The sequence below is a fragment of the Bradyrhizobium sp. SZCCHNRI2009 genome (assembly GCF_032485115.1).
Taxonomy (GTDB): Bacteria; Pseudomonadota; Alphaproteobacteria; order Rhizobiales; family Xanthobacteraceae; genus Bradyrhizobium.
On the sequence record NZ_JAUEUH010000008.1, the window covers coordinates 268,235 to 293,123 of the forward strand.

Annotated in this window: 24 protein-coding genes; 10 read left to right on the top strand and 14 right to left on the bottom strand. The window is 65.4% G+C overall.

All coding sequences use genetic code 11. The annotated features are described in order from the left end of the window. Positions 1 to 20 precede the first annotated feature (20 nt). Positions 21 to 515, bottom strand: a complete 495-nt coding sequence (fliL, locus tag QX041_RS26830) for a flagellar basal body-associated protein FliL (protein WP_315716014.1) — start codon at positions 513 to 515, stop codon at positions 21 to 23. Positions 516 to 892: 377 nt separating this feature from the next. Between fliL and flgF the strand changes: the two genes are divergently transcribed. The 4 genes from flgF to flgH are packed head-to-tail and all read left to right on the top strand — an operon-like array spanning position 893 to position 4,340. Continuing rightward, positions 893 to 1,657, top strand: coding sequence for a flagellar basal-body rod protein FlgF (flgF, locus tag QX041_RS26835; protein WP_315753140.1), 765 nt, complete (start codon positions 893 to 895; stop codon positions 1,655 to 1,657). Between the two features lie 22 nt (positions 1,658 to 1,679). After that, positions 1,680 to 2,468 carry a flagellar basal-body rod protein FlgG gene (flgG, locus tag QX041_RS26840; protein ID WP_315716012.1) on the top strand — a complete coding sequence of 263 codons (789 nt, stop codon included), beginning with the start codon at positions 1,680 to 1,682 and terminating at the stop codon, positions 2,466 to 2,468. A gap of 19 nt (positions 2,469 to 2,487) precedes the next feature. Next, positions 2,488 to 3,555, top strand: coding sequence for a flagellar basal body P-ring formation chaperone FlgA (gene flgA, locus QX041_RS26845; RefSeq protein ID WP_316167234.1), 1,068 nt, complete (start codon positions 2,488 to 2,490; stop codon positions 3,553 to 3,555). Between the two features lie 5 nt (positions 3,556 to 3,560). Next, positions 3,561 to 4,340, top strand: a complete 780-nt coding sequence (gene flgH, locus QX041_RS26850) for a flagellar basal body L-ring protein FlgH (protein ID WP_315716010.1) — start codon at positions 3,561 to 3,563, stop codon at positions 4,338 to 4,340. A gap of 357 nt (positions 4,341 to 4,697) precedes the next feature. Here the strand turns inward: flgH and QX041_RS26855 are convergent, their stop codons facing one another. The 4 genes from QX041_RS26855 to QX041_RS26870 form a co-directional block, all read right to left on the bottom strand. Then, on the bottom strand, positions 4,698 to 5,489 hold the full coding sequence (locus QX041_RS26855; RefSeq protein ID WP_316167109.1) for a 2-keto-4-pentenoate hydratase: 792 nt from the start codon (positions 5,487 to 5,489) through the stop codon (positions 4,698 to 4,700). Between the two features lie 256 nt (positions 5,490 to 5,745). After that, positions 5,746 to 7,803, bottom strand: coding sequence for a sensor histidine kinase (locus QX041_RS26860; RefSeq protein ID WP_316167111.1), 2,058 nt, complete (start codon positions 7,801 to 7,803; stop codon positions 5,746 to 5,748). Between the two features lie 267 nt (positions 7,804 to 8,070). After that, the gene (dksA, locus tag QX041_RS26865) at positions 8,071 to 8,436 is read right to left on the bottom strand and encodes an RNA polymerase-binding protein DksA (protein WP_170323279.1); all 366 of its coding nucleotides are present in this window, start codon (positions 8,434 to 8,436) and stop codon (positions 8,071 to 8,073) included. A 228-nt stretch (positions 8,437 to 8,664) separates the two neighbouring features. Next, positions 8,665 to 9,276 (bottom strand): NAD(P)-dependent oxidoreductase, encoded by a 612-nt coding sequence (locus tag QX041_RS26870; protein WP_315716007.1) that lies wholly within the window; start codon positions 9,274 to 9,276, stop codon positions 8,665 to 8,667. Positions 9,277 to 9,420: 144 nt separating this feature from the next. On the opposite strand from QX041_RS26870, the gene QX041_RS26875 reads away from it, so the two are divergent. Beyond that, positions 9,421 to 9,795 (top strand): helix-turn-helix domain-containing protein, encoded by a 375-nt coding sequence (locus QX041_RS26875; protein ID WP_315716006.1) that lies wholly within the window; start codon positions 9,421 to 9,423, stop codon positions 9,793 to 9,795. A gap of 14 nt (positions 9,796 to 9,809) precedes the next feature. Here the strand turns inward: QX041_RS26875 and QX041_RS26880 are convergent, their stop codons facing one another. After that, positions 9,810 to 10,223, bottom strand: coding sequence for a flagellar assembly protein FliX (locus QX041_RS26880; protein WP_316167112.1), 414 nt, complete (start codon positions 10,221 to 10,223; stop codon positions 9,810 to 9,812). A 269-nt stretch (positions 10,224 to 10,492) separates the two neighbouring features. Between QX041_RS26880 and QX041_RS26885 the strand changes: the two genes are divergently transcribed. The 4 genes from QX041_RS26885 to QX041_RS26900 all read left to right on the top strand — a co-directional run bounded on the left by QX041_RS26885 (position 10,493) and on the right by QX041_RS26900 (position 13,138). After that, complete coding sequence (locus QX041_RS26885; protein WP_315828149.1) at positions 10,493 to 11,617, top strand: flagellar basal body P-ring protein FlgI; 1,125 nt, start codon at positions 10,493 to 10,495, stop codon at positions 11,615 to 11,617. Next, positions 11,617 to 12,003, top strand: a complete 387-nt coding sequence (gene flgJ, locus QX041_RS26890; protein WP_315716003.1) for a flagellar assembly peptidoglycan hydrolase FlgJ — start codon at positions 11,617 to 11,619, stop codon at positions 12,001 to 12,003. Before QX041_RS26885 ends, flgJ begins: the two co-directional genes overlap by 1 nt. Positions 12,004 to 12,059: 56 nt before the next feature. Continuing rightward, positions 12,060 to 12,545: a hypothetical protein gene (locus tag QX041_RS26895; RefSeq protein ID WP_315716002.1), complete on the top strand. Its 486-nt coding sequence runs from the start codon at positions 12,060 to 12,062 to the stop codon at positions 12,543 to 12,545. A 206-nt stretch (positions 12,546 to 12,751) separates the two neighbouring features. Further along, positions 12,752 to 13,138 carry a hypothetical protein gene (locus QX041_RS26900; protein WP_315716001.1) on the top strand — a complete coding sequence of 129 codons (387 nt, stop codon included), beginning with the start codon at positions 12,752 to 12,754 and terminating at the stop codon, positions 13,136 to 13,138. A gap of 90 nt (positions 13,139 to 13,228) precedes the next feature. Here QX041_RS26900 and QX041_RS26905 read toward each other — a convergent pair whose 3' ends face one another. From QX041_RS26905 to QX041_RS26920, 4 genes are all read right to left on the bottom strand, one after another. Continuing rightward, positions 13,229 to 13,387 (bottom strand): hypothetical protein, encoded by a 159-nt coding sequence (locus QX041_RS26905; protein ID WP_315716000.1) that lies wholly within the window; start codon positions 13,385 to 13,387, stop codon positions 13,229 to 13,231. 156 nt (positions 13,388 to 13,543) lie between these two features. After that, entirely contained in the window at positions 13,544 to 13,909 is a 366-nt protein-coding gene (gene flaF, locus QX041_RS26910) for a flagellar biosynthesis regulator FlaF (protein ID WP_315715999.1), read from the bottom strand. Positions 13,910 to 14,280: 371 nt separating this feature from the next. Continuing rightward, the gene (locus tag QX041_RS26915) at positions 14,281 to 15,852 is read right to left on the bottom strand and encodes a flagellin (protein ID WP_315715998.1); all 1,572 of its coding nucleotides are present in this window, start codon (positions 15,850 to 15,852) and stop codon (positions 14,281 to 14,283) included. A gap of 227 nt (positions 15,853 to 16,079) precedes the next feature. After that, positions 16,080 to 17,627 (bottom strand): flagellin, encoded by a 1,548-nt coding sequence (locus QX041_RS26920; RefSeq protein ID WP_316167114.1) that lies wholly within the window; start codon positions 17,625 to 17,627, stop codon positions 16,080 to 16,082. A 388-nt stretch (positions 17,628 to 18,015) separates the two neighbouring features. Here QX041_RS26920 and flbT point away from each other — a divergent pair, with 388 nt between their 5' ends. Next, complete coding sequence (gene flbT, locus QX041_RS26925) at positions 18,016 to 18,441, top strand: flagellar biosynthesis repressor FlbT (protein WP_315715996.1); 426 nt, start codon at positions 18,016 to 18,018, stop codon at positions 18,439 to 18,441. A 174-nt stretch (positions 18,442 to 18,615) separates the two neighbouring features. Here flbT and QX041_RS26930 read toward each other — a convergent pair whose 3' ends face one another. The 4 genes from QX041_RS26930 to QX041_RS26945 all read right to left on the bottom strand — a co-directional run bounded on the left by QX041_RS26930 (position 18,616) and on the right by QX041_RS26945 (position 24,888). Beyond that, entirely contained in the window at positions 18,616 to 20,166 is a 1,551-nt protein-coding gene (locus QX041_RS26930; protein ID WP_316167115.1) for a flagellin, read from the bottom strand. Between the two features lie 345 nt (positions 20,167 to 20,511). After that, complete coding sequence (locus tag QX041_RS26935) at positions 20,512 to 21,948, bottom strand: aspartate aminotransferase family protein (RefSeq protein ID WP_316167235.1); 1,437 nt, start codon at positions 21,946 to 21,948, stop codon at positions 20,512 to 20,514. 68 nt (positions 21,949 to 22,016) lie between these two features. Continuing rightward, positions 22,017 to 23,207, bottom strand: a complete 1,191-nt coding sequence (locus QX041_RS26940; protein WP_315828216.1) for a hypothetical protein — start codon at positions 23,205 to 23,207, stop codon at positions 22,017 to 22,019. 52 nt (positions 23,208 to 23,259) lie between these two features. Beyond that, positions 23,260 to 24,888, bottom strand: a complete 1,629-nt coding sequence (locus QX041_RS26945) for a hypothetical protein (protein ID WP_316167117.1) — start codon at positions 24,886 to 24,888, stop codon at positions 23,260 to 23,262. Position 24,889 lies beyond the last annotated feature (1 nt).

The window sequence follows — 24,889 nt, forward strand, 5'->3', positions numbered from 1 at the left end:
GATCGTTGAGCTTCTTTGCCTTACTGGACCACGATTTCCTTGAACAACACCGCGTTGACCTGGTTGGGCGCCAGCGCGACGTTGACCCGCTTGGTGAGCTCCTCCTTGAGCCGGAACAGGCCCGCCGAGCCGTTGAGGTCGCTCGGCCGGAGCTCGCGCAAGTACGTCTGGAAGATGTCGGTGACGCGCGGCAGCGTCGGCTTGATCGACTCGACCTGCTTCTCCTCCTTCACCTCGAGCACGATCTTCACTTTCAGATATTGGACGCGGTCACCGGGATTGCCGACCAGGTTGACGAGAAGGTCCGGCACCTCGACGAAGGCCGGCGGCTTCGGCGGCGGCGCCGCCTCGGCGTGATGCTCGTCGTTCTTGTGGCTGAAGAAGAAGAAATAGGCCGCACCACCGACGCCGAGCAGCGCCAGCGCGCCGACGACCATGATGATCAGCTTGAGCTTGCTCTTCGGCGAGCCTGCTTGCTCCTCGCCTTCGCCTGCTCCGGCGTCGTTCTCGGCCATAGCTTTCGGATCCTTCCGGAAAATCGAGCCGATGCCGCCAGAAAGCTTAATGACGCGAAACCAACGCTCCCAGCGCATCTGCGCTTTGTTGAGTGAACGCTACGGTAACAATGGTTAACGGAAGCTTTCTTTTGCCGAGGCGGTGGGAAAATCTTGCCGGGCAATTATGGTTAGCGAGACGTTATTGCCGGGCGTTTCGGACGCCATCGAAACTCTAATTCATTGATAAGAATACGATTTTCATAGTGGCACGGCTTTCGCTGTACCCCTTGCGAACCCGCCGGCTTGGGAGAGCTGAACGGTTCGTTGAAGACCCGGTCGAGACCGCCTTGGGAGAGGTGCCGCGAACGGGATTCGTTAAGAGGGGAGATCGACCGGTGGAGAACGCGCTTCTCATCGGATTGTCGCGACAGATGGTGCTGGAGCGGCAACTCGACGTCGTTGCCAACAACGTCGCCAACGTCAACACCAACGGCTTCAAGGCCGATCAGCAGCTGTTCGAGGAGTATCTCTCCTCCGGCGCGCATGAAGACAATTTTCCGGGCGCCGCCCGCAGGGTGTCCTATGTCCAGGACCGCGGCACCTATCGCGACTTCTCGCAGGGCTCGATGCAGCGCACCGGCAACGCGCTCGACGTCGCCGTCACGGGCGACGGCTTCCTGACGGTGCAGACCGCGGCCGGCGAGCGCTACACCCGCGACGGCAATCTGCACATGAACAATCTCGGCCAGCTCGTCACCGCCGCCGGTGACCTCGTGCTCGGCACCGGCGGTCCGATCGTGTTTCAGCCGACCGACCACGACATCAACATCTCGCCCGACGGCACCGTGACAGTGGTCGAGGGCGTCAACCGCACCGACTCGATCCGCGGCAAGCTGCGCATCGTGAACTTCGCCGATCCGCAGGCCGCGCAGAAGCAGGGCAACAACCTCTACGCTGCCGCCGGGGGCGCCATCCCGCAGCAGGACACCAAGTCGACCGTGCAGCAGGGCTACATCGAGAAGTCGAACGTCAGCGCGGTCGGCGAGATGAGCAAGATGGTCGAAGTGATGCGCGCCTACACCCAGGTCGCCAACATGCTCCAGGTCCAGAGCGACCTGCGCAAGAACGCGATCGAGAAACTCGCCGACGTTCCGGCCTGACAGATCTTGAAGGAGACGTGACATGCAGGCGCTTCACACCGCTGCGACCGGAATGGCGGCACAGGAACTCAACGTTCAGGTGATCTCCAACAACATCGCCAACCTGCGCACCACCGGCTTCAAGAAGCAGACGGTGGCGTTCCAGGACCTGATCTACGAGCACATGCGCCGCGTCGGCGCGCAGTCGTCGGACCAGGGCACGATCCTGCCCGTCGGCATCGACATCGGCGGCGGCGTCAAGACCGTCGGCACGCCGCGCTCGATGACGCAGGGCACTCTGTCGCAGACCGGCAACGATCTCGACCTCGCGATCTCTGGCGAGGGCTTCTTCAAGGTGCTGATGCCCGACGGCACCTTCCAGTACACCCGCGACGGCACCTTCCAGATGGACAATCAGGGCCGCATCGTTACCGCCCAGGGCAACCCGGTGCAGCCGACCATCACGATCCCGCAGAACGCCTCGGGCATCACCGTCAACGCGCAGGGCCAGGTCTCGGTGACGCTGCCGGGCTCGACCACCTCGAACATCATCGGCCAGCTCCAGGTCACCCGCTTCATCAACAAGGCCGGCCTGCAGCCGGTCGGCAACAACCAGTTCACCGACACCCCCTCCTCCGGGCCGCCGCAGGACGGCGTCGCCAACCAGGACGGTCTCGGCAGCATCACCCAGGGCAGCCTGGAGCAGGCCAATGTCGACGTCGTCAGCGAGATGAGCGAGCTGATCGCCGCGCAGCGCGCCTACGAGATGAACGCCAAGGTCATTTCGGCCGCCGACCAGATGCTGCAGTCGACCACTGCGCTGTTCCGCTGAGGTTCGAAGGGAGATCGCCATCATGACCCGTACCGTCCGTCCCTTCCTGCTTGCGGCCGCCCTGCTCGCCTCGACCGCGCTGTCGGCGCTGGCCGGCGAGGCCGACGACCAGATCAAGGCGCCCGTGCTGCGCTCCACCGTGAACGTCACCGGCGACATCGTTCGCGTCGGCGACCTGATCGACAATGCGGGCGTCGCGGCCAACATCGCCGTCTACCGCGCGCCCGACCTCGGCACGACCGGCGTGCTGCCGGCCGCGCAGGTGATCGCGACCCTGCGCACCCACCAGGTGATCGGCGTCGAGGTCCGCGACATCAAGGAGGTCGCGGTCACGCGGCTGGCGCGCGCTATCGACGCCAAGGAGATCAGCACGACGGTGGCCCAGGCGCTCGATCACCGCAACGGACTTGGCGATGCCGCCAACCTCAGCATCAGCTTCGACCAGCCGGTGCAGGACCTCAAATTCGAGGCCTCGACGTCGGGCACGCTGGCGCCGACCAGCGTCCGGTTCGACCCGCGCAGCGGCCGCTTCGACATCACCTTGGAGCTCGGCCATGCCAATGGCGCTGGTACAACCAAGCTGCGCTACACCGGCACGGCGATCGAAACCGTCGAGGCCGTGGTGCTGACCCGCAACATCGACCGCAACGAGATGATCCGCTCAGGCGACCTGCAGACCGAGCGACGGCCGCGCGCCGAGCTCGGCGGCGGCGAACCCGCCACGCGCGAGCTCGCAGTGGGCATGCAGATGCGCCGCCCGGCGCGCGCGGGCCAGGCGCTGAGGACCACCGACCTCGCCAAGCCCGACCTCGTGCAGCGCGACCAGGCGGTCACGCTGATCTTCCAGACCGCCGGCATCTATCTCACCACGCGCGGCAAGGCGCTGGAGTCGGGCACCGAAGGCGACGTCGTCAGCGTGCTCAATCTGCAGTCCAAGCGCACCGTGACCGGTCGCGTCTCGGGTCGCGGCCAGGTCTCCGTCGACATCGCCGTCGCCAAGCCGGCGCAGACCTCCGAAGCCGACATCGCCGCACCCGTCGCCGTCGCCAGCCGCCTTCCCACCTCCGCCACCCCGAAAGCCGAGTAAGTTTCATGTCGAAGTTCAAGTTTGATGATCGGGGCGTCTCGAGCCTGCGCCGGGTCGCGCTGATCTCGGTTTCCTTCGCGGTGCTGTCGATCGCCGGCGGATGCTCCTCGATCGACCGTCTCAGCCAGATTGGCGAGCGGCCGAAGCTGACGGAGATCGACAATCCGACCACGCAGCCGGGCTACAAGCCGGTGCAGATGCCGATGCCGAAGCCTGAAACCGTGTCCTACGCGCCGAACTCGCTGTGGCGCAACGGCTCGCGCGCCTTCTTCAAGGACCAGCGCGCCCGTCAGGTCGGCGACCTCCTGACCGTCACGGTCAGCATCTCCGACAAGGCTAATTTCGCCAACGAGACCCAGCGCAGCCGCACCAACAAGGAGGATTCGGGCATCACCGACTTCATCGGCGCGAAGACGCTCGGCGTGCAGGCGCAGAAGGTGCTGCCCGGCCGCATCCTGACTGCCGACGGCACCTCGTCCTCGGACGGCAAGGGCACGATCCAGCGGTCGGAGTCCTTGACCACCAGCGTCGCCGCGGTCGTGACGCAGGTGCTGCCGAACGGCAACCTCGTCGTCGAAGGCAAGCAGGAGATCCGGGTCAACTACGAGATCCGCGAGCTGATCGTGGCCGGCATCGTGCGGCCCGAGGACATCCAGAGCGACAACACCATCGACTCCACCAAGATCGCCCAGGCCCGCATCTCCTACGGCGGCCGCGGCCAGATCTCCGACGTCCAGCAGCCGCGCTACGGCCAGCAGGTGATGGATATCCTGCTGCCGTTCTGAGGCAAACCTCAGCATCAATGACCGGGCGGAGCCCGCCCGGTCGCTCAGGAAGCCGCCCATGCGATGACCTCGCAAGGCGCAAATCGAAACGAGGACCAGGACACACGACCGAAATCCCTCCCCGCGCGAGAGGGTCGGACAAGGGATGGCCGAGCGCGATATGGGTCACGGCGCATGACCCCCGCAGCCGCCGCCCTTCTCTGAAAACGAGCTCCCACATTGCCCAATGCGAACCTAGGCGCGGCGGGTGATGTATACGCGGCCTCCGGTAGCTCCCCTGCCGGAGGCCGCGTTCGTTTTGGCTGTCACACCCGAGCTGACGGACCCCAGCTCAAGACGTTCCGGCCCTACCTCGGCTCACCCGAACGTCGCCTCGACCACACCGAGGCCGTCCAGCTCCATCCTTACCCGGTCGCCGGCCTTGAGCCAGATCGTCTTGACCAGGCTGCCGGTCAGGACGAACTGCCCGGCCTCGAGCCCGTCACCACTGGCGGCGAGATGATTGGCAAGCCAGGCCAGCGCATGGACAGGATGTCCCAGCACATCCGCGCCAGTGCCCTCGCCGACCAAGGTGCCGTTGACGATGGCACGGCCCTGCACCGCGGCCAAGTCCGCTACGGCAGCGCGTGGGAGCGCAGGGCCGAGGACACAGCCGGCAGCAAAGAAATCGTCGGCGACGAGCGTCGGCGCGCCCAGCGTCTGCCATTGCACATAACGGTCGTCGACGATCTCGATCGCCGCGTGACAGTCGCCGATCGCCTCGACGACACGATCCATGGTGAACGGCGCGTCCAACGGCAGCAGGTCGTGCTTGAGCCGCACGGCGATCTCGCATTCGACGCCCACGCGGACGAAGTCGGCCGTGCGCAGTTCGACACCTGTCTGGTGAATGCCGGACGCGAACACTCCGCCGGAACAGGGATGCGGAATGCCAAGATAGTCCTGCATCACCTTGCTGGTGCAGCCGATCTTGTAGCCGGCGAAGTCACCGGCCTGTTCGGCGAGCAGCCAATGGACTTCGCGCTGGATCTCATAGCCGGCAGCTTCATCCTTCGGCTGAAGCTGAGGCGGCAGAGCCCCCAAGGGCGCCCGTTGCTTGCGGGCATCTACGATCAGTCGCGCAGCGGAAAGTATCTCGTCTGCTCCCATGGCCCTTCAACTCCCTTGGCCCGCGGTCCGAACCGGCATCGCAGGATCTATGGTGAACGGATTGTTTATAAACGAGTTTTGGGCTCCCATCTCAGCTTCATCAACAATTTGAGACGACGCGGCCACAGCGCAAGCGGCTCGTTCAACCGATTTCACGTCTCACGATGCCGAGTTCGAGCAGACTTTCCGCAGAGGCGACGATCGCGTCCTCGTTGGAGCGCGAACTCCAGCCGCGCAGCGTTTCGCGCACCGGCGCTCAGCTCGCCTCCGTTGCGGCCACCGAACTCTCGCCAGGCGTCTTGAGCCAGGGCAGCTCGAACTGGCAGGTCAGCCCGCTCTCGGCAAACGTCCGCTGCAGATGCCTGACCGTGCGGGTCAGCAGCCGGCTGCCGAAGCCGACCACTGGCGGCTCCGTTGCCGGCGGGCCACCGCTTTCCTGCCAGCGAACATGCAGCGCGTCCTGCGCCAACGACCAGCTGACATCGACGTGGCCGTCGGGCGTGGTGAGCGCGCCATATTTGCTGGCGTTGCAGGCCATCTCGTGGATGACGAGAGCCAGCTGCGTCGTCAGCTCGACCGGAACCAGGATGGCGGGGCCGCTGGTGGCGAGTTGATCCGGTGTGCTGGCGAACGGCACGACCTGACTCCTGATGAGGGCGGCGAGATCGGCGCCCTGCCAGTCGTTCTCGGCAAGGCTCGTGTGCGCCGTCGCCAGCGCATGCAGGCGCGACGTGAAATCGCGGACCTTGGCGTCGTGCCGCGGCAGCAGCTGATGCGCCAGCGATTGCACCACGGCAAGGCTGTTCTTGACGCGATGGGCCAGCTCATGCACGAGCAGTTCGCGCTTGCGGTCGGCTTCCTTCGCGGCCGTGACGTCGATGTTGACGCCGATCATGTACGGATCGCCGCCGCCCTCGCCACCCAACATGCGGGCGCGCGCCTCGATCCAGCGGATCGAGCCGTCGGGCAGCGGCACCCGCCATTCCGAATCGAGCTCCCCGGTTGTCAGCGCCTGCTTGTTGTCCCGGTCGGCACGCGCCTGGTCCTCGGGATGCACCAGCGCCAGCCAGGCGTCATAGGTCCCGGGGAACGTGCCCGGCGCAAGTCCATAGAGCTCTTCGATCTCATCGGACCAGTGGCTGGCGCCGGATCTGCCGTCCCAGGTAAAGGTGCCAAGCCGTCCGTATTTCGCGGCGAGTTTGAGCTGCCCGGCCGTGCGCGACGCATCGTCCCTGGCTTGGGCGAGCATCCCGAAATTCTCCTGGATGACGCGTGCACTCTCCGCCTGCGCCTTTTCGGCCGCAGCTAGTCGGGCGTTGAGCGCCCGGACCTCCGGGGGATCGGAGGGCGCGGCCTCGCCGGGGATGGCGCGCTTGACGGCGATGCTTTCGAGCGGCCGGGCGATGCTTCGGCCGATGCCGGCCGCCAGCAGCAGCGCCAGGGCACAGATCGTCGTCGCCACGATGGTTGCGGTCTGGACCGTCGAGGAGATCGCCTGGGCGAAAGCCGCCTGCTTGATGCCGACCCCGACAGTCCAGTCGCTCAGTTGGGGACGCGCATTGGCGTTGATGATCCGATCGCCCTCGATCGACGGAAACTCCGCGATCCCCTCAGCCTTGGCAGTCGCCCGCCATCCGGCCGACGCCGGCTGCCCGGTCGAGGTCGCGTTCTTCGGGATGCGCGAAATGTAGCGGCCCTGGCCGTCCATGATGCCGACCAGCCAGTCGGCCGGCAGCTGCTGCTGGGCCAGCAGCCGGGTGTAGTTCGCGGCTGGCATGGCAATCGAAAGGCAGCGGAACGGCTTGCCGTCCCTGAAGACGGGGACATCGACGGTCGCCACCCACGCGCCGGAATTGGGACCGGTGAAGATGTCGGAGATCGACGGCCTTCCGGACTGAAAAGCGCGCTCCTGCGAGCCCCAGCCTTCGGGCGCGCGCTCGCCGAGCGGCTTACCCGGCGTCGCCCCGGTGTTGAGCAGGATGCGGCCGCTCGCGTCCGACACGATGATCCAGCCTTCGCCGCTGACCGCACCGACGCGGCGCGCCTCCGCCTCGAAGTTGCTGAGATCGGCGGCACTGAGATCCGGAGACTTGCCCAGCACCTCGGCGAGCGCGATGTAACGCCGCAATTCGGCGTCGACGGCACCGGAGATCGTCTGGGCGGCATAGGACAGGCCGCGCCGGATCGAGGCGTCGGCGGATTGCGCCATCGATACGATGACATAGGCGATCAGCCCGACGCAGGGCAGGAACAGAATGCCGGCCAGGAGAAGGAGGCGCCCCTTGATGCTCAAGGCGCCATAGGAACGCTGCATCGTTGCCAGCGCGCCCCTGGCTATGTCCGGCTCGCCCATGATTCCCCGCGGCGTTCCGAGATGGAACCGCCGATAATTCAGCAGCGGCGAAAAAGTTCCGGACGCTTGGAAAACAACAGCGCTAGCGGTCGTGCCGGCATTGCCGGCCCGCAGACCGCTCAGGTGACGAGTCGACCTCGCGCACACCGGCGCCGTCTCAGCAACAGACGCTGCGGCCGCACCAGGCAAGCGGCCGCAATCCCCGCTCGTTCAGGTCAATGTCGCGACCTACTCGTCGCGATAGACCTTTTCACGCTTCTCGTGGCGTTCCTGCGCCTCCACCGACAGCGTCGCAATGGGACGGGCCTCGAGCCGCTTCAGCGAAATCGGCTCGCCGGTCTCCTCGCAATAACCGTAGGTGTTGTCCTCGATGCGCTGGAGCGCCGCGTCGATCTTGGAGATCAGCTTGCGCTGGCGATCACGGGCGCGAAGCTCGATCGCCCGATCGGTCTCCGACGACGCGCGGTCGGCGAGGTCCGGATGGTTCACGTTCTCCTCCTGCAGAGCCTGCAGGGTGAGCTTCGATTCGCGCAGGATCTCCTCCTTCCATGCCAGCAGCTTGGCGCGGAAATAGTCGCGCTGGCGTTCGTTCATGAAAGGCTCTTTTTCGGAAGGTTTGTAGTTCTTCAACTTTTCCAAGGTCAGCCCATCTGTACGTGCTGGCGCCGGTTTCGGCACCGGCGGACGGAATACGCCCGTTCGCGGCCGCGTTATATAGCGGCCTCATGTGACAGACAATATTTCCATCGGCACGGGCGCCCCGCCGTTCGGGCCGTTGCACAGGCAAATTCGGCCCCAGCCGGCGGGACGCCGTGGACGGCGTCAGTAACCGACCGTGAAACGGGCCCGCCGGTGGGCTGGACGCTCGATTTCGTCGGCCATCGCGACCGCGAAGTCCTCGAAGGTGACGAAGCTCTTGCCGTCGGCATCGACCAGCAGCTGATCCGTTCCGAGCCGGAACTTGCCCGTCCGGGGGCCGAAATCGATCATCGCAGAGGGCGACAGGAAGGTCCAATCGAGCTCCTTCTCCTGGCGCAGGCGGTCGAGGAACGCGGCGCCCTTCTCCGCTTCGGCCTTGTAGGCGGCCGGAAAGCCGGGCGTCGTCACCAGCCGCACACCCGGCGCGACCTCGAGCGAGCCGGCGCCGCCGACCACGAGGTAACGCGATACGCCGGAGTCCTTGGCCGCCCCGATCAGGGTCTCGACATCGCTGGCCGAGAAATGGATCGCGCTGATCGCGACGTCATGGCCGGCCCAGAGTTTCGCCAGCGCGGCGCGGTCGTTGGCGTCCCCCCGCACCGCCGTGACGTTGGCGTGCTTCTCGATCTTGTCCGGGTTGCGGGCAATGCCGGTGACCTGGTGGCCGCGGCTGGCCAACTCGGCGGTGATGCGGGACCCGGCACGGCCGGAGGCGCCGGCGACGGCGATCTTCATGGGGAAACTCCTATGTTCGAGATCACGAGGTCGGATCCGAGGTCTGGACGAAGTCGCCTCGGTATCCGATAGTGACTAGATAGCGGAACGAATGCTGGTGTTAAGAGCGCACTTTAAAATCACCTGGTCACGCCGGAGTAACCGATGAGAGCCGCGAACGTCTATTCGGCCGACTGCCCAACGCGACAGATCCTGGATCGCGTCGGCGACAAATGGGCCGTGCTGATCCTGATCCTGCTGCGCAACGAACCCTTGCGCTTCAATCAGTTGCGGCGGTCGATCGAAGGGATTTCGCAGAAGATGCTGTCCCAGGTGCTGAAGAGCCTGGAGCGCGACGGCCTGGTGCGGCGGCGCGCGATCGCGACCGTCCCGGTCACCGTCGAATATTCGATCACGCCGCTCGGGCTGACGCTCGCCGCCGCGGTCGATCCGCTGCGCGACTGGGCCGAGCGTCATCTCAAGGAGGTCACCGCCGCGCAGCGGCGCTACGACGCGCAACAGCCGTCGAAGGCGGCTTGAACACGCGAAGCGTCTCAGCTCCGCCCGGCCTTGGCGAGCTCGACCTCGACGCGCAGCTCGATCTCGGAGAGGATCGCATCCAGTCCCGGGTCGCCCGAGGTCTGCTTCAGGTCGGCCGCGGCATCGCGAAGCCGCAGCGCCATCGCAGTGTCGAGCTTGCCGGACAGCAGCGTCAGCTTGAGATCATCGAGCACGTCGAGCGCGCGCTTGCCGCGCTGGACCGAGCGCTTGCGGCGCTCCGCCGGCTCCTCCTCGATGCCCTGCAGCGCCAGCAGCGCATCGATGTTCGCCGTCTGCTTCGGCGCGAGGGTCGCGCGCGTGTCCTGCGTGGTGCCGACGTCAGGCAGCTTGAAGCCGGTGGACGAGGCCTTCCGCGTGCTGCTGGTTGACGAGCCCAGGGTCGTGCCGTTCGGTCCGTAGATGCGCATCGATGGCTCCCGCAAGCTTCGCGTGTCGAGCGGGAGATTGGCTCCGCCGTGGTTAACGGTGCGTAAACGGCCCGGCAAATTCTGCCGGGGCGGCAGCTTCGTTCCCCCGGAGTAACCCTGGACCGCGACAAAGCTTCGAGTCGATTTCACACTCTTTCAATGAGTTAGCCCGGAGCATCGCTGTGGCACGGCCCTCGCATAGTTAATGCCGATCATGCGGTCATGGGAGTGGCCGAGTGATCACTTGAAGAGTTCGAGGGGAGCATAGGATGCGACGCGTCCGAACTACGCGCCTGTTTCAGGTCGCCTGCGCCGCGGTGCTGGCGCTGGCATCTACCGTCATGTCTGCGAATGCGACCTCGCGGATCAAGGATCTCGCCAATATCGAGGGCGTGCGCCAGAACCAGCTGATCGGCTACGGCCTCGTGGTCGGCCTCAACGGCACCGGCGATACGCTGAACAACATTCCGTTCACCAAGCAGTCGCTGCAGGCGATGCTCGAGCGCATGGGCGTCAACATCCGCGGCGCCACCATCCGCACCGGCAACGTCGCCGCTGTCATGGTCACCGGAAACCTGCCGCCATTCGCCACGCAAGGCACGCGCATGGACGTGACGGTCTCCGCGCTCGGCGACGCCAAGAACCTGCAGGGCGGCACCCTGCTCGTCACCCCGCTGCTCGGCGCCGACGGCAACGTCTATGCGGTGGCGCAGGGCTCGCTCGCGATCTCCGGTTTCCAGGCCGAGGGCGAGGCCGCCAAGATCGTGCGCGGCGTGCCGACGGTCGGCCGCATCGCCAACGGCGCCATCATCGAGCGCGAGATCGAGTTCGCGCTGAACCGGCTGCCGAACGTGCGGCTTGCGCTGCGCAACGCCGACTTCACCACCGCCAAGCGCATCGCGGCCGCGGTCAATGATTTCCTCGGCGTCAAGACTGCCGAGCCGATCGATCCGTCGACGGTGCAGCTGAGCATCCCGCCGGAGTTCAAGGGCAACGTCGTCGCCTTGCTGACCGAGATCGAGCAGTTGCAGGTCGACCCGGATCTCGCCGCCAAGATCGTCATCGACGAGCGCTCCGGCATCATCGTGATGGGTCGCGACGTGCGTGTGGCGACCGTCGCCGTGGCCCAGGGCAACCTCACCGTCACGATCTCCGAAAGTCCGCAGGTCAGCCAGCCCAATCCGCTGTCGCGCGGCCGCACCGTGGTCACGCCGCGCACCAGCGTCGGCGTCACCGAGGAAGGCAAGAAGTTCGCGGTCGTCAGGGACGGCGTGTCATTGCAGCAACTGGTCGACGGCCTCAACGGCCTCGGCATCGGCCCCCGCGACCTGATCAGCATCCTGCAGGCCATCAAGGCGGCCGGCGCGATCGAAGCCGACATCGAGGTGATGTGATGGCGACGTCCTTCATCGACTCCTATCATGGCCGCGTCGCTCTCAGCATGCCGACGGCCGCGGCCGTCACCGCGCCGCGCACCGATCTCGATCTCGCGGCGGCTCTGACCAAGGTCTCGCCCAAGGCACAGGCCAGGGCCAAGGCGACGGCAACCGACTTCGAAGCCATGTTCCTCAACAGCATGTTCTCGCAGATGACCAGCGGCGTGAAGGGCGAAGGTCCGTTCGGCGACACGCCGGGCACCGGCGTCTGGCGCTCGATGCTGACGGAGCAATATTCCAAGAACTTCGCCAAGGCCGGCGGCGTCGGCATCTCAAACGACGTCTTCCGCACTCTCATCCTGCAACAGGCCGGCAGCAGCTCCGGCGCCAACGGCAAAGCGTAGATGTTCGCGTGACGAGCGCGTGGGCGGCAAACGCTCACGCCGAAGGGAGTTATGAAATGACCGCACAGGGACAAGCGAAGAAGACGACCTACACGGCCGCCACCAGCGCCGCAGAGGCACGCGCGCTCGCCGACGAGATGGTGAGCGTCATGAGCGAGCTGATCGCGGTCATCGAGCAGGAGACCGAACTGGTCCGCGCCGGCAAGCTGCGCGAAGGCATGGCGTTCGGCCCCAAGAAGACCGAGCTGTCCCGCCACTACGTCACGACCGTGGGCCGCCTCAAGGCGAGCCAGAATTTCATGAAGCAGACCGCGCCGGAGCTGCTCGCCACCCTGCATCGTCACCACGACACCTTTCGCGCCATGCTGCAGGTGAACCTGACCGTGCTGGCGACGGCGCACGCGATCTCGGAAAAGATCGTGCGCGGCGTCAATGCCGAGGTTCAGCGCAAGAACATCCCCAGCACCTATACCGCCGGCGGCCGCCGCGCCGCCCCGGGCGCGCGACACCTCACCCCGCTCGCCGTCAGCCGGACGCTCTGAGCCTCACCGCCAGCCCCCATCTGCATCGCCGCGCCGCCTCGAGGGCCGCGCGGCCGCCGCCGTTTAACGCTCGGATAAGCTTAAAAGGCCGGCGCGAATCACAACGCGGTGTTCATCCTATTTCCTAACATAACGTTGATTGGTCATCGGCATAGTTGCAAGCGGGATGGGTTGGGAATTGACTCGATGGCCATGAGGAGGCTGCCATGAGTTCCGATTTCAGCGTAAGACCGGTAGGGACGCCTGCGTCCGTTCCGATAATTCCGCCGTCGAGCCAGGCGGTGGTGAGCGCTGTTCCGACGGACCTTCCTCCCAGCCAGACCGTGACCGCGGCCGAGCCCGGCGTCCCCGTGCGCAACGACATCCCGGTCAACATCGCAAACGATCTGTCCGTGTCACGCCAAGCCTATTACGATCGCGCCGCTGCCGCTCTGGTGTTCCAGGTGGTCAACCGCAAGACCGACCAGGTCGTGACCCAATATCCAGATGAGGCCGTGCTGCGCCGCCGGGCCTACTTCAACACGCTCGACCTGCAGAAGGATATGCAGAGGGCCGACGTGCCGCGCGTCGTGGCGACCGATCGCACTGCCTGAGCCCCCGCGGAACCGGGCCGCTTCATTCCGCCGCCCGCACGCCGCCCCACCGGGCGGCGTTGCCGTATCGAGCCGCGCAGCTTTGGCGGATCAACGGCTCCGTATCGCGTAGGCGGTGTCGAGATAGGTCTGGCCCGAGGCGGCGTCGGTGACCACGTTCTTGATCTGGGCCTTGCCGTTGCCGGCCGGCGTGAACTTCGAATCGCCGATCCTGAACGCATGAGACCGGGAACGACTTCCCGTTGGCATGTCTTCCGCTCCAGCCGCCCGATATAGAGCGTCGGATAGACGGCCACGTATCTGCTGTTGCTTCGCGCCGTACTGCGCAGGTTCGACTTGTAGGACGCAGACAGGATGCTGGCGATATCGGTCACGACGACGCGCCTCCCGCCCTGCCCCCGACGGTCAGCTCCGCCCGGACAACCCCGCGGCGATGTGGCAGTTGATGTCGATCAGCGACTTGAGCTTCGCCGGATCCGGGTCCATCTGCATCTCGATCGTCTGCTTCATCACGAACACGCCGATATTTGCGATGTTCTGGCGGATGTCGAGCGGATTCGGATTGTCGTCCGCCTCCATCGCGCTCATGAAGATCGTCCACAAGCGACGATTGAAGAGCAGAGCCTTGTACATGTTGCGATCAGGGCCGTTCCAATTGGCCTGGACTTCCTGCAGCTGCCGTGCCGCTTTCAACAGAGCCTGAGCTTCGATCTCCCGTGGTGATGCCGTCGTCTGCGACGTGCGGGCATAGGCTTGAGCGGCATATGACATCAACTACTCCGGACTGACGCAGGGACACGACCAAACTGCTCAGGTTTTGTACTTTGTGTGCCTTTAAAATATGGTTAGCGGCCGTTAGCGGAATTTGTTTCGTAGCGTCACGGAGCACCGGAAATCGCTTTGTTTGGTGCACCTCTTAATTTCTTGCGAACGCGGTGATTCAAAATGTCCGGACGAAGCTCGTACGTTGTTCATCCCGCCCGAGCGGCGCGAACTACACGAACAACGGCGTTCTCACAGAGCTGACTCACTGCCCCGACATCGAACGGAGACCAGTGCCGGCACGCTCGGCATAGCCTAACGCAGAAGCGGCGGGCATGGCCCGCCGCTTCGATGAGATATTATTCCGGTACGTTCGCGCGTCAGCGCAGCAGCTGCAGCACGCTCGCCTGCGACTGATTGGCCAGCGCGAGCGCGGAGACTGCGATCGACTGGCGCGTCGACAGCGCCTGGCTGTTGGCCGCCTCCTCGTTGGTGTCGGCCAAGGTCAAGTTCGACGAGCCGGTCTGCAGCACGTTGATCAGGTTCTTGTTGAAGTCCTGACGGATCTGCACGATCGAGAGGTTCGAACCGAGCGACGACGCTTCAGAGCGGATCGCGGTCGATGCACTGTTCAAGGTCGTGAGCACCTTGTTGGCCGAGTTGCTGTCGAGGAAGTCGCTTCCGACCACCAGCGCCGACAGGCCGAGACCGGTGCTGTTGAAGGTCACGCCGGTGATGTTCAGCGTGGACCGTCCGGTCTCGTTGAACACCAACTTGAGCGTGTCGCCGTTGAGCAGGTTGATGCCGTTGAACGAGGCGTCTTGCGCCGTGGTGTTGATCTGCGCCAGGACGTTGTTGTACTGCGCGATCAGGCCGGCACGCGTCGTCTGAGAGTTGGTGTCGGCCACCGGGGTCGAGGCCGTCACGCCGTTGAAGGCCATGCTGGCCGCGGTCGAAGAGCCGGCGACCGCGCCGATCGTCGACGATGCCGCTTCGTTGGTGGTGAGGATCGTAAGCTGGCCCGTCGTGCTCAGGCTGGCCTGCAGGTTGTTGGCCGCGAGCGCCGTATTGAGCTGTGCCAGCGTCGAGATCTGCGAAGCACCTGTGCCGAACGTTATGTTCGTTGCGACGCCGCCCCCTGTCGAGGCAATTGTCAACGTCTGTCCTGTCAAGGCTGGCGGATTTCGTGTGGTCGTGCCGGCGGTCAATCCGAGCTTGGCCAGGGCCGTGCCCGATACTGTCAGATCCTGCGCCGTGCCTGTCGCCAGCTGGATCTTGCCCGCTGCCACCGTGGACGGCGTTGCGGTGGCTCCGGTCACCGAATCGATGGCAGCCAAGAGGTTGCTGACGGTGTCGCCGACGCCGATATTGGTACCGGCCGAGACCGAGCCGGCCACGAAGGTGAACACGACACCGTTGACCACGAGCGTATCGCCGGTGGTGACGCTGCTCGCCAGGTCGTTCGAGGTCGAGCTCGCCGTACCCGACAGCCTGGTGGATCCGGTGATTGCAACGGCCGAGCTGAGGTTGTCGTTGTTGACCGTGCTGCCGGTCACGAAATTGTTTGAGGAGCTGCCGAGCAGGTTGTTCGCCGTCGCCCCTGAGATGACCGCGGAGGTCACGCTCGACTTGGTAGTGTATCCCGTCGGCGCCTGAAGCACTTGGCTTGCGATCGATTTGGCGCTGTCGACAAGCTTCTGAAGTGAGGTGAGACCGGTATTCGCAGCCTGGAGAACCTGGACACCGTTGCCGATGCTGTCGAGCAGATTCGCAATGTCGCTCGCGCGGTTGTTGAGCGATTGCGAGGTGAAGAATTCGGTGGGGTTATCGAGCGCCGTGTTGACCTTGTTGCCGGTGGCCAGGTTGTTTTGAGTCGTGGCCAGCAGCGATGCGGTGTTTTGCAGCGCCAGCAGGTTTTGGCGAACCGAAGCCGAGAGAACGATACCGGACATGTGTGTGAAACCTTCCTAGTTATTCACCAGGGGGTTCTAGTCCACCCACTTTTAAAACATGGTTAATGGCACTTTAAATTTCTTGCTTAACGACTGGTTGCGATCCTAGGCTCCACTCGCGTCCGGTTCCAGACCAGTATTGATACGGGCCGGACGGCCAAACCAGGCGAAAAAAAGCGGCGGGGTTTCCCCCGCCGCCTTGGTCGTCGAGATGCGATGCTTGTGGATCAGCGCAGCAGCTGCAGCACGCTCGCCTGCGACTGGTTGGCGAGCGACAGCGCGGACACCGCGATCGACTGACGGGTCGACAGCGCCTGGCTGTTGGCCGCTTCCTCGTTGGTGTCGGCCAGCGTCAGGTTCGACGAGCCGGTCTGCAGCACGTTGATCAGGTTCTTGTTGAAGTCCTGACGGATCTGCACCACCGACAGGTTCGAACCCAGCGTGGAGGCTTCCGACCGCAGCGTCGAGCTCGCCGAGTTCAACAGGGTGATCACCTTGTTCGCCGAGTTGTTGTCGAGGAAGTCGGTGCCCGAGGTGAGGTTCGACAGGCCAAGACCGCCAGTGTTGAAGGTCACACCGGTGATCGAGAGCGTCGACTTGCCGTTCTCGTTGAAGGTCAGCTTCAGCGTATCGCCGTTCAGCAGGTTGACACCGTTGAACGAGGCGTCGGCCGCGGTCGTGTTGATCTGCGCCAGCACGTTGTTGTACTGCGAGACCAGGCTCGCGCGCTGCGTCTGCGCGGTCGCATCCGCCACCGGCGCCGCCGCCGTCAGACCGTTGAAGGCCTGGCTGGATGCAGCCGACGTACCGCCGATCGCACCGATCGTGGCCGAAGCCGCGTCGTTGGTCGTGGTGATCGAGATCTTGCCGGTGGTATCGATCGAGGCTTGCAGGTTGTTCGCCGCGAGCTTCGCGTTGAGATCGTTCAGCGACTTGACCTGCCCTGTCCCTAGACCGAACGTGACACTCGTCGCCGTGCCACCTCCTGTGGCGCCGATCGTCAAGGTCTGACCTGACAAGCCGTCGCCGACAGCAGTCAACCCGAGCTTGCCCAAGGTGCCGGTGCTGCCCGAGAGCGTCAATCCCGCCGCTGGCGGCGTCAGGGTGATCGCCCCCGCGGTGATCGACGCGGTGACGCCGGTCTGGGTCTGGATCGCCGACAGCAGGTTGCTGACGCTGTCGCCGATGCCGATGTTGGTGCCCGTCGAGGACGTGCCGGTGATGAAGGTGAAGGTGGTGCCGTTGACGACCAGCGTCTCACCGGAGGTGATGCCGGAGGCGAGGTTGTTCGACGCGGTGCCTGCCGTGCCCGACAGCTTGGTCGAGCCGGTGATCGCCACCGCGCTCGAGGTATTGTCGTTGTTCACGACCGAGCCGGTCACAGCCGTCGAGCTGGAGCCGAGCAGGTCGGTGGCGGTCGCCCCGGTCAGAGCCGCCGAGGTCACGCTCGACTTGGTGGAGTAGCCCACCGCGCTCTGCAGAACCTGGTTGGCGATCGACTTGGCGCTGTCGACGAGCTTCTGCAGCGAGGTGATGCCGGTGTTGGCGGCCTGCAGCACCTGCACGCCGTTGCCGATGCCGTCGAGCAGATTGGAGATGTCGGAAGCGCGGTTGTCGAGACCCTGGGCGGTGAAGAAGTTGGTCGGATTGTCGAGCGCCGAGTTGACCTTCTTGCCCGTGGAGAGATTGTTCTGGGTGGTGGCGAGGAGCTGAGCCGTCGACTGAAGCGAGAGCAGATTCTGACGCACCGACGCCGAGAGAACAATACCTGACATTTTCATACCCTTCTGGTGTGAAACAAACGGCCCGATCCATTCAGGATCAAGGCGAAGCCCGTCGGTGACTGCACCACCGGGCGACGGGCGTTAAGGTAAATGCGAGCGGCTAACAAACAGTGAAGTCACGACCGCTCGCGGTCCCCGATGCGTGGCATCGGCACGGCCGCGCATCGGCGATTCGCCGCGGATCACCTTGAAAACACCGTATATTCGCCAGGCGGGCGCGGCCGTTTACCGTCCGTTAACCATGATCGGAAAGGATTGCTGCGCACCGACCGATCGAGCGCGCAGACTCCCCGCGCGATCTAGACTGGCAGCTGGACCCGTCATCGGCCTCGACGCAGCAGGTTCGGCGCCACGCCGATTGCGGCAACGGAGAATGAGAATGGCCCTGAAAGTCGAACTGAAGCCGCATGAGCGCATCATCATCGGCTCCTGCGTGATCACCAACACCGATCAGCGCGCGCGCCTCCTGATCGACGGCGAGAACATTCCGATCCTGCGCGAGAAGGACATCCTGACGCCGGAGACGGCCGACACGCCGGCCAAGCTCGTCTATCTTGCGGTCCAGCTGATGTACATCTCGCCGGGGGCAGACGCGGATCACGGCACCTATTTCAACCTGCTGCGCGACATCATCACCACGGTGCCGAGCGCCTGGCCGATTATCGAGGCGATCAACGGTCATATCCTCAACGGCGATCTCTACCAGGCGCTGAAGGAAGCCAAGAAGCTCGTCGCCTACGAGAAGAAGCTGATCGAGCAGGCTGAAGCCGAACAGCAGGACAAGCCGGTGAGCTCGGCGGCCTGAGCTTTCGTCTCCTCACCCGACATCGAAAGGCCCGGCTCGCCAGTCGCGAGACCGGGCTTTCCGATTTTTGCGCGCTCGCCAAGCTACGCCGCAGCAATGTCGGACCTTTCCTCCGATAAAAAGGCGGCGGGGTTTCCCCCGCCGCCCTGGTCGTCGAGATGCGATGCTTGCGGATCAGCGCAGCAGCTGCAGCACGCTCGCCTGCGACTGGTTGGCGAGCGACAGCGCGGACACCGCGATCGACTGGCGGGTCGACAGCGCCTGGCTGTTGGCCGCTTCCTCGTTGGTGTCGGCCAGCGTCAGGTTCGACGAGCCGGTCTGCAGCACGTTGATCAGGTTCTTGTTGAAGTCCTGACGGATCTGCACCACCGACAGGTTCGAACCCAGCGTCGAGGCCTCGTTGCGCAGCGTGGAGCTGGCGGTGGTGAGCACGCCGATGACCTTGTTCGCCGAGTTGTTGTCGAGGAAGTCGGTGCCCGAGGTCAGGGTCGTCAGCCCGAGCCCCGCGGAGTTGAAGGTCACGCCGGTGATCGACAGCGTCGACTTGCCGTTTTCGTTGAAGGTCAGCTTCAGCGTATCGCCGTTCAGCAGGTTGACACCGTTGAACGACGCATCGCTCGCGGTCGTATTGATCTGCGCCAGCACGTTGTTGTACTGCGAGACCAGGCTCGCGCGCTGCGTCTGCGCGGTCACATCCGCCACCGGAGCCGCCGCCGTCAGACCGTTGAAGGCCTGGCTGGATGCAGCCGACGTACCGCCGATCGCGCCGATCGTGGCGGACGCCGCGTCGTTGGTCGTGCTGAGGGTGATCTTGCCGGTCGACGAATCGATCGAGGCCTGCAGGTTGTTGGCTGCGAGCTTCGCGTTGAGATCGTTCAGCGACTTGACCTGTCCTGTCCCTAGACCGAACGTGATGCTGGTCGCCGTGCCACCTCCTGTGGCGCCGACCGTCAAGGTCTGACCTGACAAGCCGTCGCCGACAGCAGTCAGCCCGAGCTTGCCCAAGGTGCCGGTGCTGCCCGAGAGCGTCAATCCCGCCGCCGGCGGCGTCAGGGTGATCGCACCCGCGGTGATCGACGCGGTGACGCCGGTCTGGGTCTGGATCGCCGACAGCAGGTTGCTGACGCTGTCGCCGATGCCGATGTTGGTGCCCGTCGAGGACGTGCCGGTGATGAAGGTGAAGGTGGTGCCGTTGACGACCAGCGTCTCACCGGAGGTGATGCCGGAGGCGAGGTTGTTCGACGCGGTGCCTGCCGTGCCCGACAGCTTGGTCGAGCCGGTGATCGCCACCGCGCTCGAGGTATTGTCGTTGTTCACGACCGAGCCGGTCACAGCCGTCGAGCTGGAGCCGAGCAGGTCGGTGGCGGTCGCCCCGGTCAGAGCCGCCGAGGTCACGCTCGACTTGGTGGAGTAGCCCACCGCGCTCTGCAGAACCTGGTTGGCGATCGACTTGGCGCTGTCGACGAGCTTCTGCAGCGAGGTGATGCCGGTGTTGGCGGCCTGCAGCACCTGCACGCCGTTGCCGATGCCGTCGAGCAGATTGGAGATGTCGGAAGCGCGGTTGTCGAGACCCTGGGCGGTGAAGAAGTTGGTCGGATTGTCGAGCGCCGAGTTGACCTTCTTGCCCGTGGAGAGATTGTTCTGGGTGGTGGCGAGGAGCTGAGCCGTCGACTGAAGCGACAGCAAATTCTGGCGCACCGACGCCGAGAGGACGATACCTGACATTTTCATACCCTTCTGGTGTGAAATAAACCCCGATCCCTTCGAGATCGGGGTGCAGCCCAGGTCGATTTGAACGACCCCGGACGACGGGCGTCACGGTGAATGGCAGTGGCTAACAAACGCTGAAGGGTTGTGGTGCGCAGCCGCCTCAATCAGCGGAACAGGCGCATCGGCGCGGCTCATTGCCGCGTCATCGCGCAAGAACGCCCTTTGAAAAGGCTCGTTGATTCAACAAACGCGCCCGTCGTTCACAACGCGTCAACCACCTTTGGAAAGGTTTCGACGCGCGGCGACATTCTGCCGGCGGTCGTCATCAACCAGCGGACGACGCCGAGATGCGATTTGCGCTCAGAGCGCCAGCGGCGGCGCATCGACCTCGATCAACGGCGTGAGACCGGCCGCGCGCTGGCGGCCGAACATGAGGACCGCCGCAATCAGCCGGTCGATGTCGCTCGTCCCGGTGCGATGATTGACGATCGCGGCACGGATCGCCAGCCGTCCGTCGAGCATCGTGGTCGACGGCGCGGCGAGGCCGGATTCGTGGATGTCGGCGACGATCTCGCCGTTGAGTGCATCGGCATCGTCGGCACGATAGCGGAAGCAGACGATGTTGAGATTGACCGGCGCCAGCAGCTCGAGCTCGGGCTCGGCGCGCACCCGCGCCTCCAGATGGCGCGCGAGCTCGCAGCTTCGCGCGATCACGGCGCCGAGCGCATTCGTGCCGAACGTCCTCAGCGTGAACCATGTCTTCAACGCCCGGAAGCCGCGCGACAGATCAGGACCGAGATCGCAGGGCCACTCGGCGCCCGCCGCGAGACCACGGGTTTCCCGGCGCAGATAGGCGGCCGGCGAGGCGAAGGCGTCGCGATGCTTGGTGCCATCGCGCACCAGCAGGAAGCCCGCATCGTAGGGCACCTGCCCCCACTTGTGAAAATCCAGCGCAATCGAATCCGCCTGTTCGATGCCGGCGAGCTTCGGTGCGAGCTCCGCTGACAGCATCGCGAGCGCACCGAAGGCGCCGTCGACGTGAAACCAGAGCCCCTCGGCACGGCAGAGCTCGGAAATATCAGCGAGGTCGTCGATGGCGCCGATATCGACGGTGCCCGCCGAGGCGACGACGAGAAACGGATGCAGTCCCACGGCGCGATCGCGCGCGATCGCGGTCCGCAGCTCGCCGACGTCGATGCGATGTGCGGCATCCACCGCGATGCAGCCGAGCGCGTCGCTGCCCAGTCCGCAGATGTCCATCGCCTTGGCGATGCAGCCATGCGCCGCCTTCGACGTGTAGGCGCGCAAGCGCCGCCCCTCCTCACCGAGACCCGCCGAGCGAACCGACGCGCCGAGCGCGTTGCGGCGAGCGACCAGCACCGCCATCAGGTTGGCCATCGAGGTGCCGGTGACGAAGATGCCGCTGGCGCTTGCCGGAAAGCCGAACAACTGACGCGTCCAGTCGACGACCTGCCGCTCGACCTCGATCGGCGCGTGGTCGCGGCCGCCGAGATTGGCGTTCAATCCGGCAGCCAGCATCTCGGCGAGCATGCCGACCACGGTGCCGCCGCCATGCACCCAGCCCATGAATCCAGGATGCACGTTGCCGGTCGCGTAGGGAACGACGAGCTCGCTGAAATCGCGATAGACCTCGGCGAGATCGGTCGGCGCATGCGGCAGCGCGCTGCGGAAGCTCTGCCGTGTCGTCGGCGACATCGGCTGCCACACCGGCCGGTCGCGGATATCGGCGACATAGTCGATCATGTCATCGAGCATGCGATGACCGAGCGCGCGCATCTCGTCCCAATGTTGCGGATCGAGCGTCTCCGCCGTCCGCGACGCAGGATCGATGCGCAGCCCGGCGGTCACGCCGCCTGCTCCGCCCGCGACGCGGCGCGCTTCTCGATCATGGCCGCGAAGGCCGCGAAGATCTTCTGCATCTGCGGCGGCTTGTAGGGGAAGACCTCCGGCGAATCCATGTTGTGGACGACGGCCGTATTGTCGGCCTCGAACACCAGCAGCGTGCCGTCCCTGGTCTCGGCGCAGTCGATGATGAAATAGTCGAGACCGACGCGCGCGGCGATCGCATCGAGCACGCTGCGATGACGGCGGCCGAAGCCGATGTCGAAGGTCTGCATGAAGGTCGCCTCTTCGAGGCGCTTGCTCTCGCTGCCGGCCATGTTGGCGTTGAGGTACCAGATGTCCCAGCGTCGCGCGATCGCCATGTGGCAGGCGTAGGCCGTGCCGTCGACGAACACGATGCGGTACTTGCGGAACTGCCCGTCCTCGCTGGCATAGTCGACGAAGCGCGAGACGAAGAACTCCTGCTCGCTGCGTTCGTCGAGATAGAGCGACAGCTCGAGCGGCTCGTCGACCTTCTCCAGGCCGACGCCGGCATGCGAGCCGCGCGGCCGCACGATGACCGGGAAGGCGAGCGAGTGGTCGACGTCCGTGATCCATTCGCGCTCGTCGGCGATCCCGATCAGGCGCTCGCGGTCGACGGGAATGGTCGCCGGAATGGTGAGCCCGTCGATGCCGGCGAGCCGCGCATGCAGCTTGTCGCGATCGAGATGCCAGATCCGCTCCGGCGGATTCAGCAGCGGACGCGGCCAGCGCGCCGCGACGGCATCGATCTCGCGCAGCGCGTGCTGACAATCCTCGGAATCGGACGCGATGACGATGGCGACGTCATGAGCGGGCAAAGGCGCCAGCAGGTCCGCGCCCGGAACGACATAGAGCAGCAGCAGCTCGAAGTCGGTGTCCTCGAGCAGGAATTCGATCGGCGTGTTGCTGCCCATGTCGGTGGCCGCCGCGAGCGCGAGCACGCGCAGCCGCGGCGTCGCGCTGTTGCAGGCAACGCGGTAGAGCTGCTGCGACTGCAGAACGTCGTGCTGGATCGCGAGCCCGGACGATTTCTCGCCGATGAGCTGCGCGATCAGCGCGAGATCGAGCCCCTCGCCCGGCTCCGCGCGGCCGTCGAGCAGCTTGGCGAGCAAGGCGGCCCACATCGGTTTCAGGTCCTGGCCGTCGAAGGCGGCCTTGGCGAGCTTGGCCATGCCGATCCGGTCGGCACATCCTGCGTCGGTGGCGTCGGCCAGCGCGAGCAAATCAGTCGGCATTGCAGATGTCCCTGAGATCCTGGCTGCTCAGATCCGATACGAGCAGCTCTGTTTTGGCAACGATGTCGGCGACGCGGTCGATGTCGGATTCGAGATTGACCCGGGCCGCGGTGACGTCGTCGCACCATGCGTCTGTCACCTGGCGCGCGCCGATGCACAGCCGCAGCGCGGCCGACGGCGCCTCGCCCGCGCGTTCAATCCGCACCGGCTGGCCGATCAGGCACTGGCGCGCGGCAATCTCGGCTGCGCGTCCAGTGAAGCGGCTGCCGAGATCGCGCTGCAGCGCGCGATACACCGCCTGCGTCTCACCGAGGCCGAGCGGGCCGCCGTCACGCTGGAGCGCGAACGGGAAGATGGTGGGAAAGCCGAACTCGCCATCGCTCCCATCCGGCGCAGGCGCGCGGGCGGCGATCGGACGCAGCACCGGCGACAGCATCAGCAGGCTTTCGATGGACTCGCCGAGCTGCCGGATCGCCATCCGGCGGAACGTCTCGGGCACGGCGTGATACGCGGCGATCTCCTCCAGCGCGGCCTCCCAGCGCAGCCACTGGCCGATATTGGCGCGCGGCGCCGTGCGCGCGCGCAGATCCGTCCAGGCGAGCGGCCAATCGCTGCGATTGACATAGTCGAACAGGCCGGGCGCGATCGGATGTCCGCAGCGCAGCGCAGCCGATGCGGCCGCGGGCACCAGCAGCGCGCCGCTGAAGGCGGGCCCGCCGAAGAACTTCGAGCCCGTGACGAGCACCAGATGGCCGCGTTCGAGATGATCGCGCAGCCGCGCCGCGCCGAGCCGCATCTGGCAGGCATCGACGACGACCTGCACGCGCCCCGGCCAGCGCTGCGCCACCTCGTCCAGGCAGGCCATGTCCGGCGCGCGCCAGCCGAGCTTGGAGGAATCCATGACCTGCAGCAGGACGCCACGGCCCCTTCGCGCCAGCGCCTCGACGCTGCCGAGCATCTCGGCATCGATATCAACGCGCGGCTGCATCGATGCGCCGTCGAGCAGCGGCAGCGACACGGCGTCGCCCGAGAGCCCCTCGATCGGCGTGTTCGTCCGCACCGCCAGACCGTTCGCCGTCCGCGTGCTGAAATGGTGTCCCCGGGCGCTCGCGGCGGTGCCGCTTCCGGTCTGGTCGCTGCCGACGACGATGCTCGTGACGGCCTCGCCCAGCACCGCCCGCACCAGCGCCAGCGCATGCAGTTGCGAGTCGGTGCCGGACGGCGAGAACACGATGTCGATCTCGTCGGCAAGGCCGAGATATCCGCGCAATTCGCAGCGCATCTCCTCGGTGCGCCGGTCGAGCGCGGCGTCGAGGCCGAGCGAGATCGCCGCATGCATCAGCTGCTCGCGCGCCAGCTCGACGCGCGCATAGGCGCGTTCTGAAATCGGCGAAGCCGTGCTCGATGCGAAGCACAGCACATCGGGTTCGGGCGACGGACCGCAGCCATAGACGTTGCGGCCCCAGGGGCGATCGAGCGCCAGGCGGGTATCGCCGCCATCGATCAGGAGATCGCCGAGCAAGGCAAAGAGATCGCGCAGTCCGGTCGCGGCGCCCTGCTCGCGCCGGTCGATCCGGGATGACTGGGATATCTGCGACCGGGTTACCGCCGGGGTCATC

Coding starts and splice junctions, on each gene's coding strand:
- fliL (WP_315716014.1), bottom strand. CDS start 515: ATGGCCGAGAACGACGCCGGAGCAGGCGAAGGCGAGGAGCAAGCAGGC.
- flgG (WP_315716012.1), top strand. CDS start 1,680: ATGCAGGCGCTTCACACCGCTGCGACCGGAATGGCGGCACAGGAACTC.
- flgH (WP_315716010.1), top strand. CDS start 3,561: ATGTCGAAGTTCAAGTTTGATGATCGGGGCGTCTCGAGCCTGCGCCGG.
- QX041_RS26855 (WP_316167109.1), bottom strand. CDS start 5,489: ATGGGAGCAGACGAGATACTTTCCGCTGCGCGACTGATCGTAGATGCC.
- QX041_RS26860 (WP_316167111.1), bottom strand. CDS start 7,803: ATGCAGCGTTCCTATGGCGCCTTGAGCATCAAGGGGCGCCTCCTTCTC.
- dksA (WP_170323279.1), bottom strand. CDS start 8,436: ATGAACGAACGCCAGCGCGACTATTTCCGCGCCAAGCTGCTGGCATGG.
- QX041_RS26870 (WP_315716007.1), bottom strand. CDS start 9,276: ATGAAGATCGCCGTCGCCGGCGCCTCCGGCCGTGCCGGGTCCCGCATC.
- QX041_RS26875 (WP_315716006.1), top strand. CDS start 9,421: ATGAGAGCCGCGAACGTCTATTCGGCCGACTGCCCAACGCGACAGATC.
- QX041_RS26880 (WP_316167112.1), bottom strand. CDS start 10,223: ATGCGCATCTACGGACCGAACGGCACGACCCTGGGCTCGTCAACCAGC.
- QX041_RS26885 (WP_315828149.1), top strand. CDS start 10,493: ATGCGACGCGTCCGAACTACGCGCCTGTTTCAGGTCGCCTGCGCCGCG.
- flgJ (WP_315716003.1), top strand. CDS start 11,617: ATGGCGACGTCCTTCATCGACTCCTATCATGGCCGCGTCGCTCTCAGC.
- QX041_RS26895 (WP_315716002.1), top strand. CDS start 12,060: ATGACCGCACAGGGACAAGCGAAGAAGACGACCTACACGGCCGCCACC.
- QX041_RS26900 (WP_315716001.1), top strand. CDS start 12,752: ATGAGTTCCGATTTCAGCGTAAGACCGGTAGGGACGCCTGCGTCCGTT.
- QX041_RS26905 (WP_315716000.1), bottom strand. CDS start 13,387: ATGCCAACGGGAAGTCGTTCCCGGTCTCATGCGTTCAGGATCGGCGAT.
- flaF (WP_315715999.1), bottom strand. CDS start 13,909: ATGTCATATGCCGCTCAAGCCTATGCCCGCACGTCGCAGACGACGGCA.
- QX041_RS26915 (WP_315715998.1), bottom strand. CDS start 15,852: ATGTCCGGTATCGTTCTCTCGGCTTCGGTTCGCCAAAACCTGCTGGCG.
- QX041_RS26920 (WP_316167114.1), bottom strand. CDS start 17,627: ATGTCAGGTATTGTTCTCTCGGCGTCGGTGCGTCAGAATCTGCTCTCG.
- flbT (WP_315715996.1), top strand. CDS start 18,016: ATGGCCCTGAAAGTCGAACTGAAGCCGCATGAGCGCATCATCATCGGC.
- QX041_RS26930 (WP_316167115.1), bottom strand. CDS start 20,166: ATGTCAGGTATCGTCCTCTCGGCGTCGGTGCGCCAGAATTTGCTGTCG.
- QX041_RS26935 (WP_316167235.1), bottom strand. CDS start 21,948: ATGCGCGCGCTCGGTCATCGCATGCTCGATGACATGATCGACTATGTC.
- QX041_RS26940 (WP_315828216.1), bottom strand. CDS start 23,207: ATGGCCAAGCTCGCCAAGGCCGCCTTCGACGGCCAGGACCTGAAACCG.
- QX041_RS26945 (WP_316167117.1), bottom strand. CDS start 24,888: ATGACCCCGGCGGTAACCCGGTCGCAGATATCCCAGTCATCCCGGATC.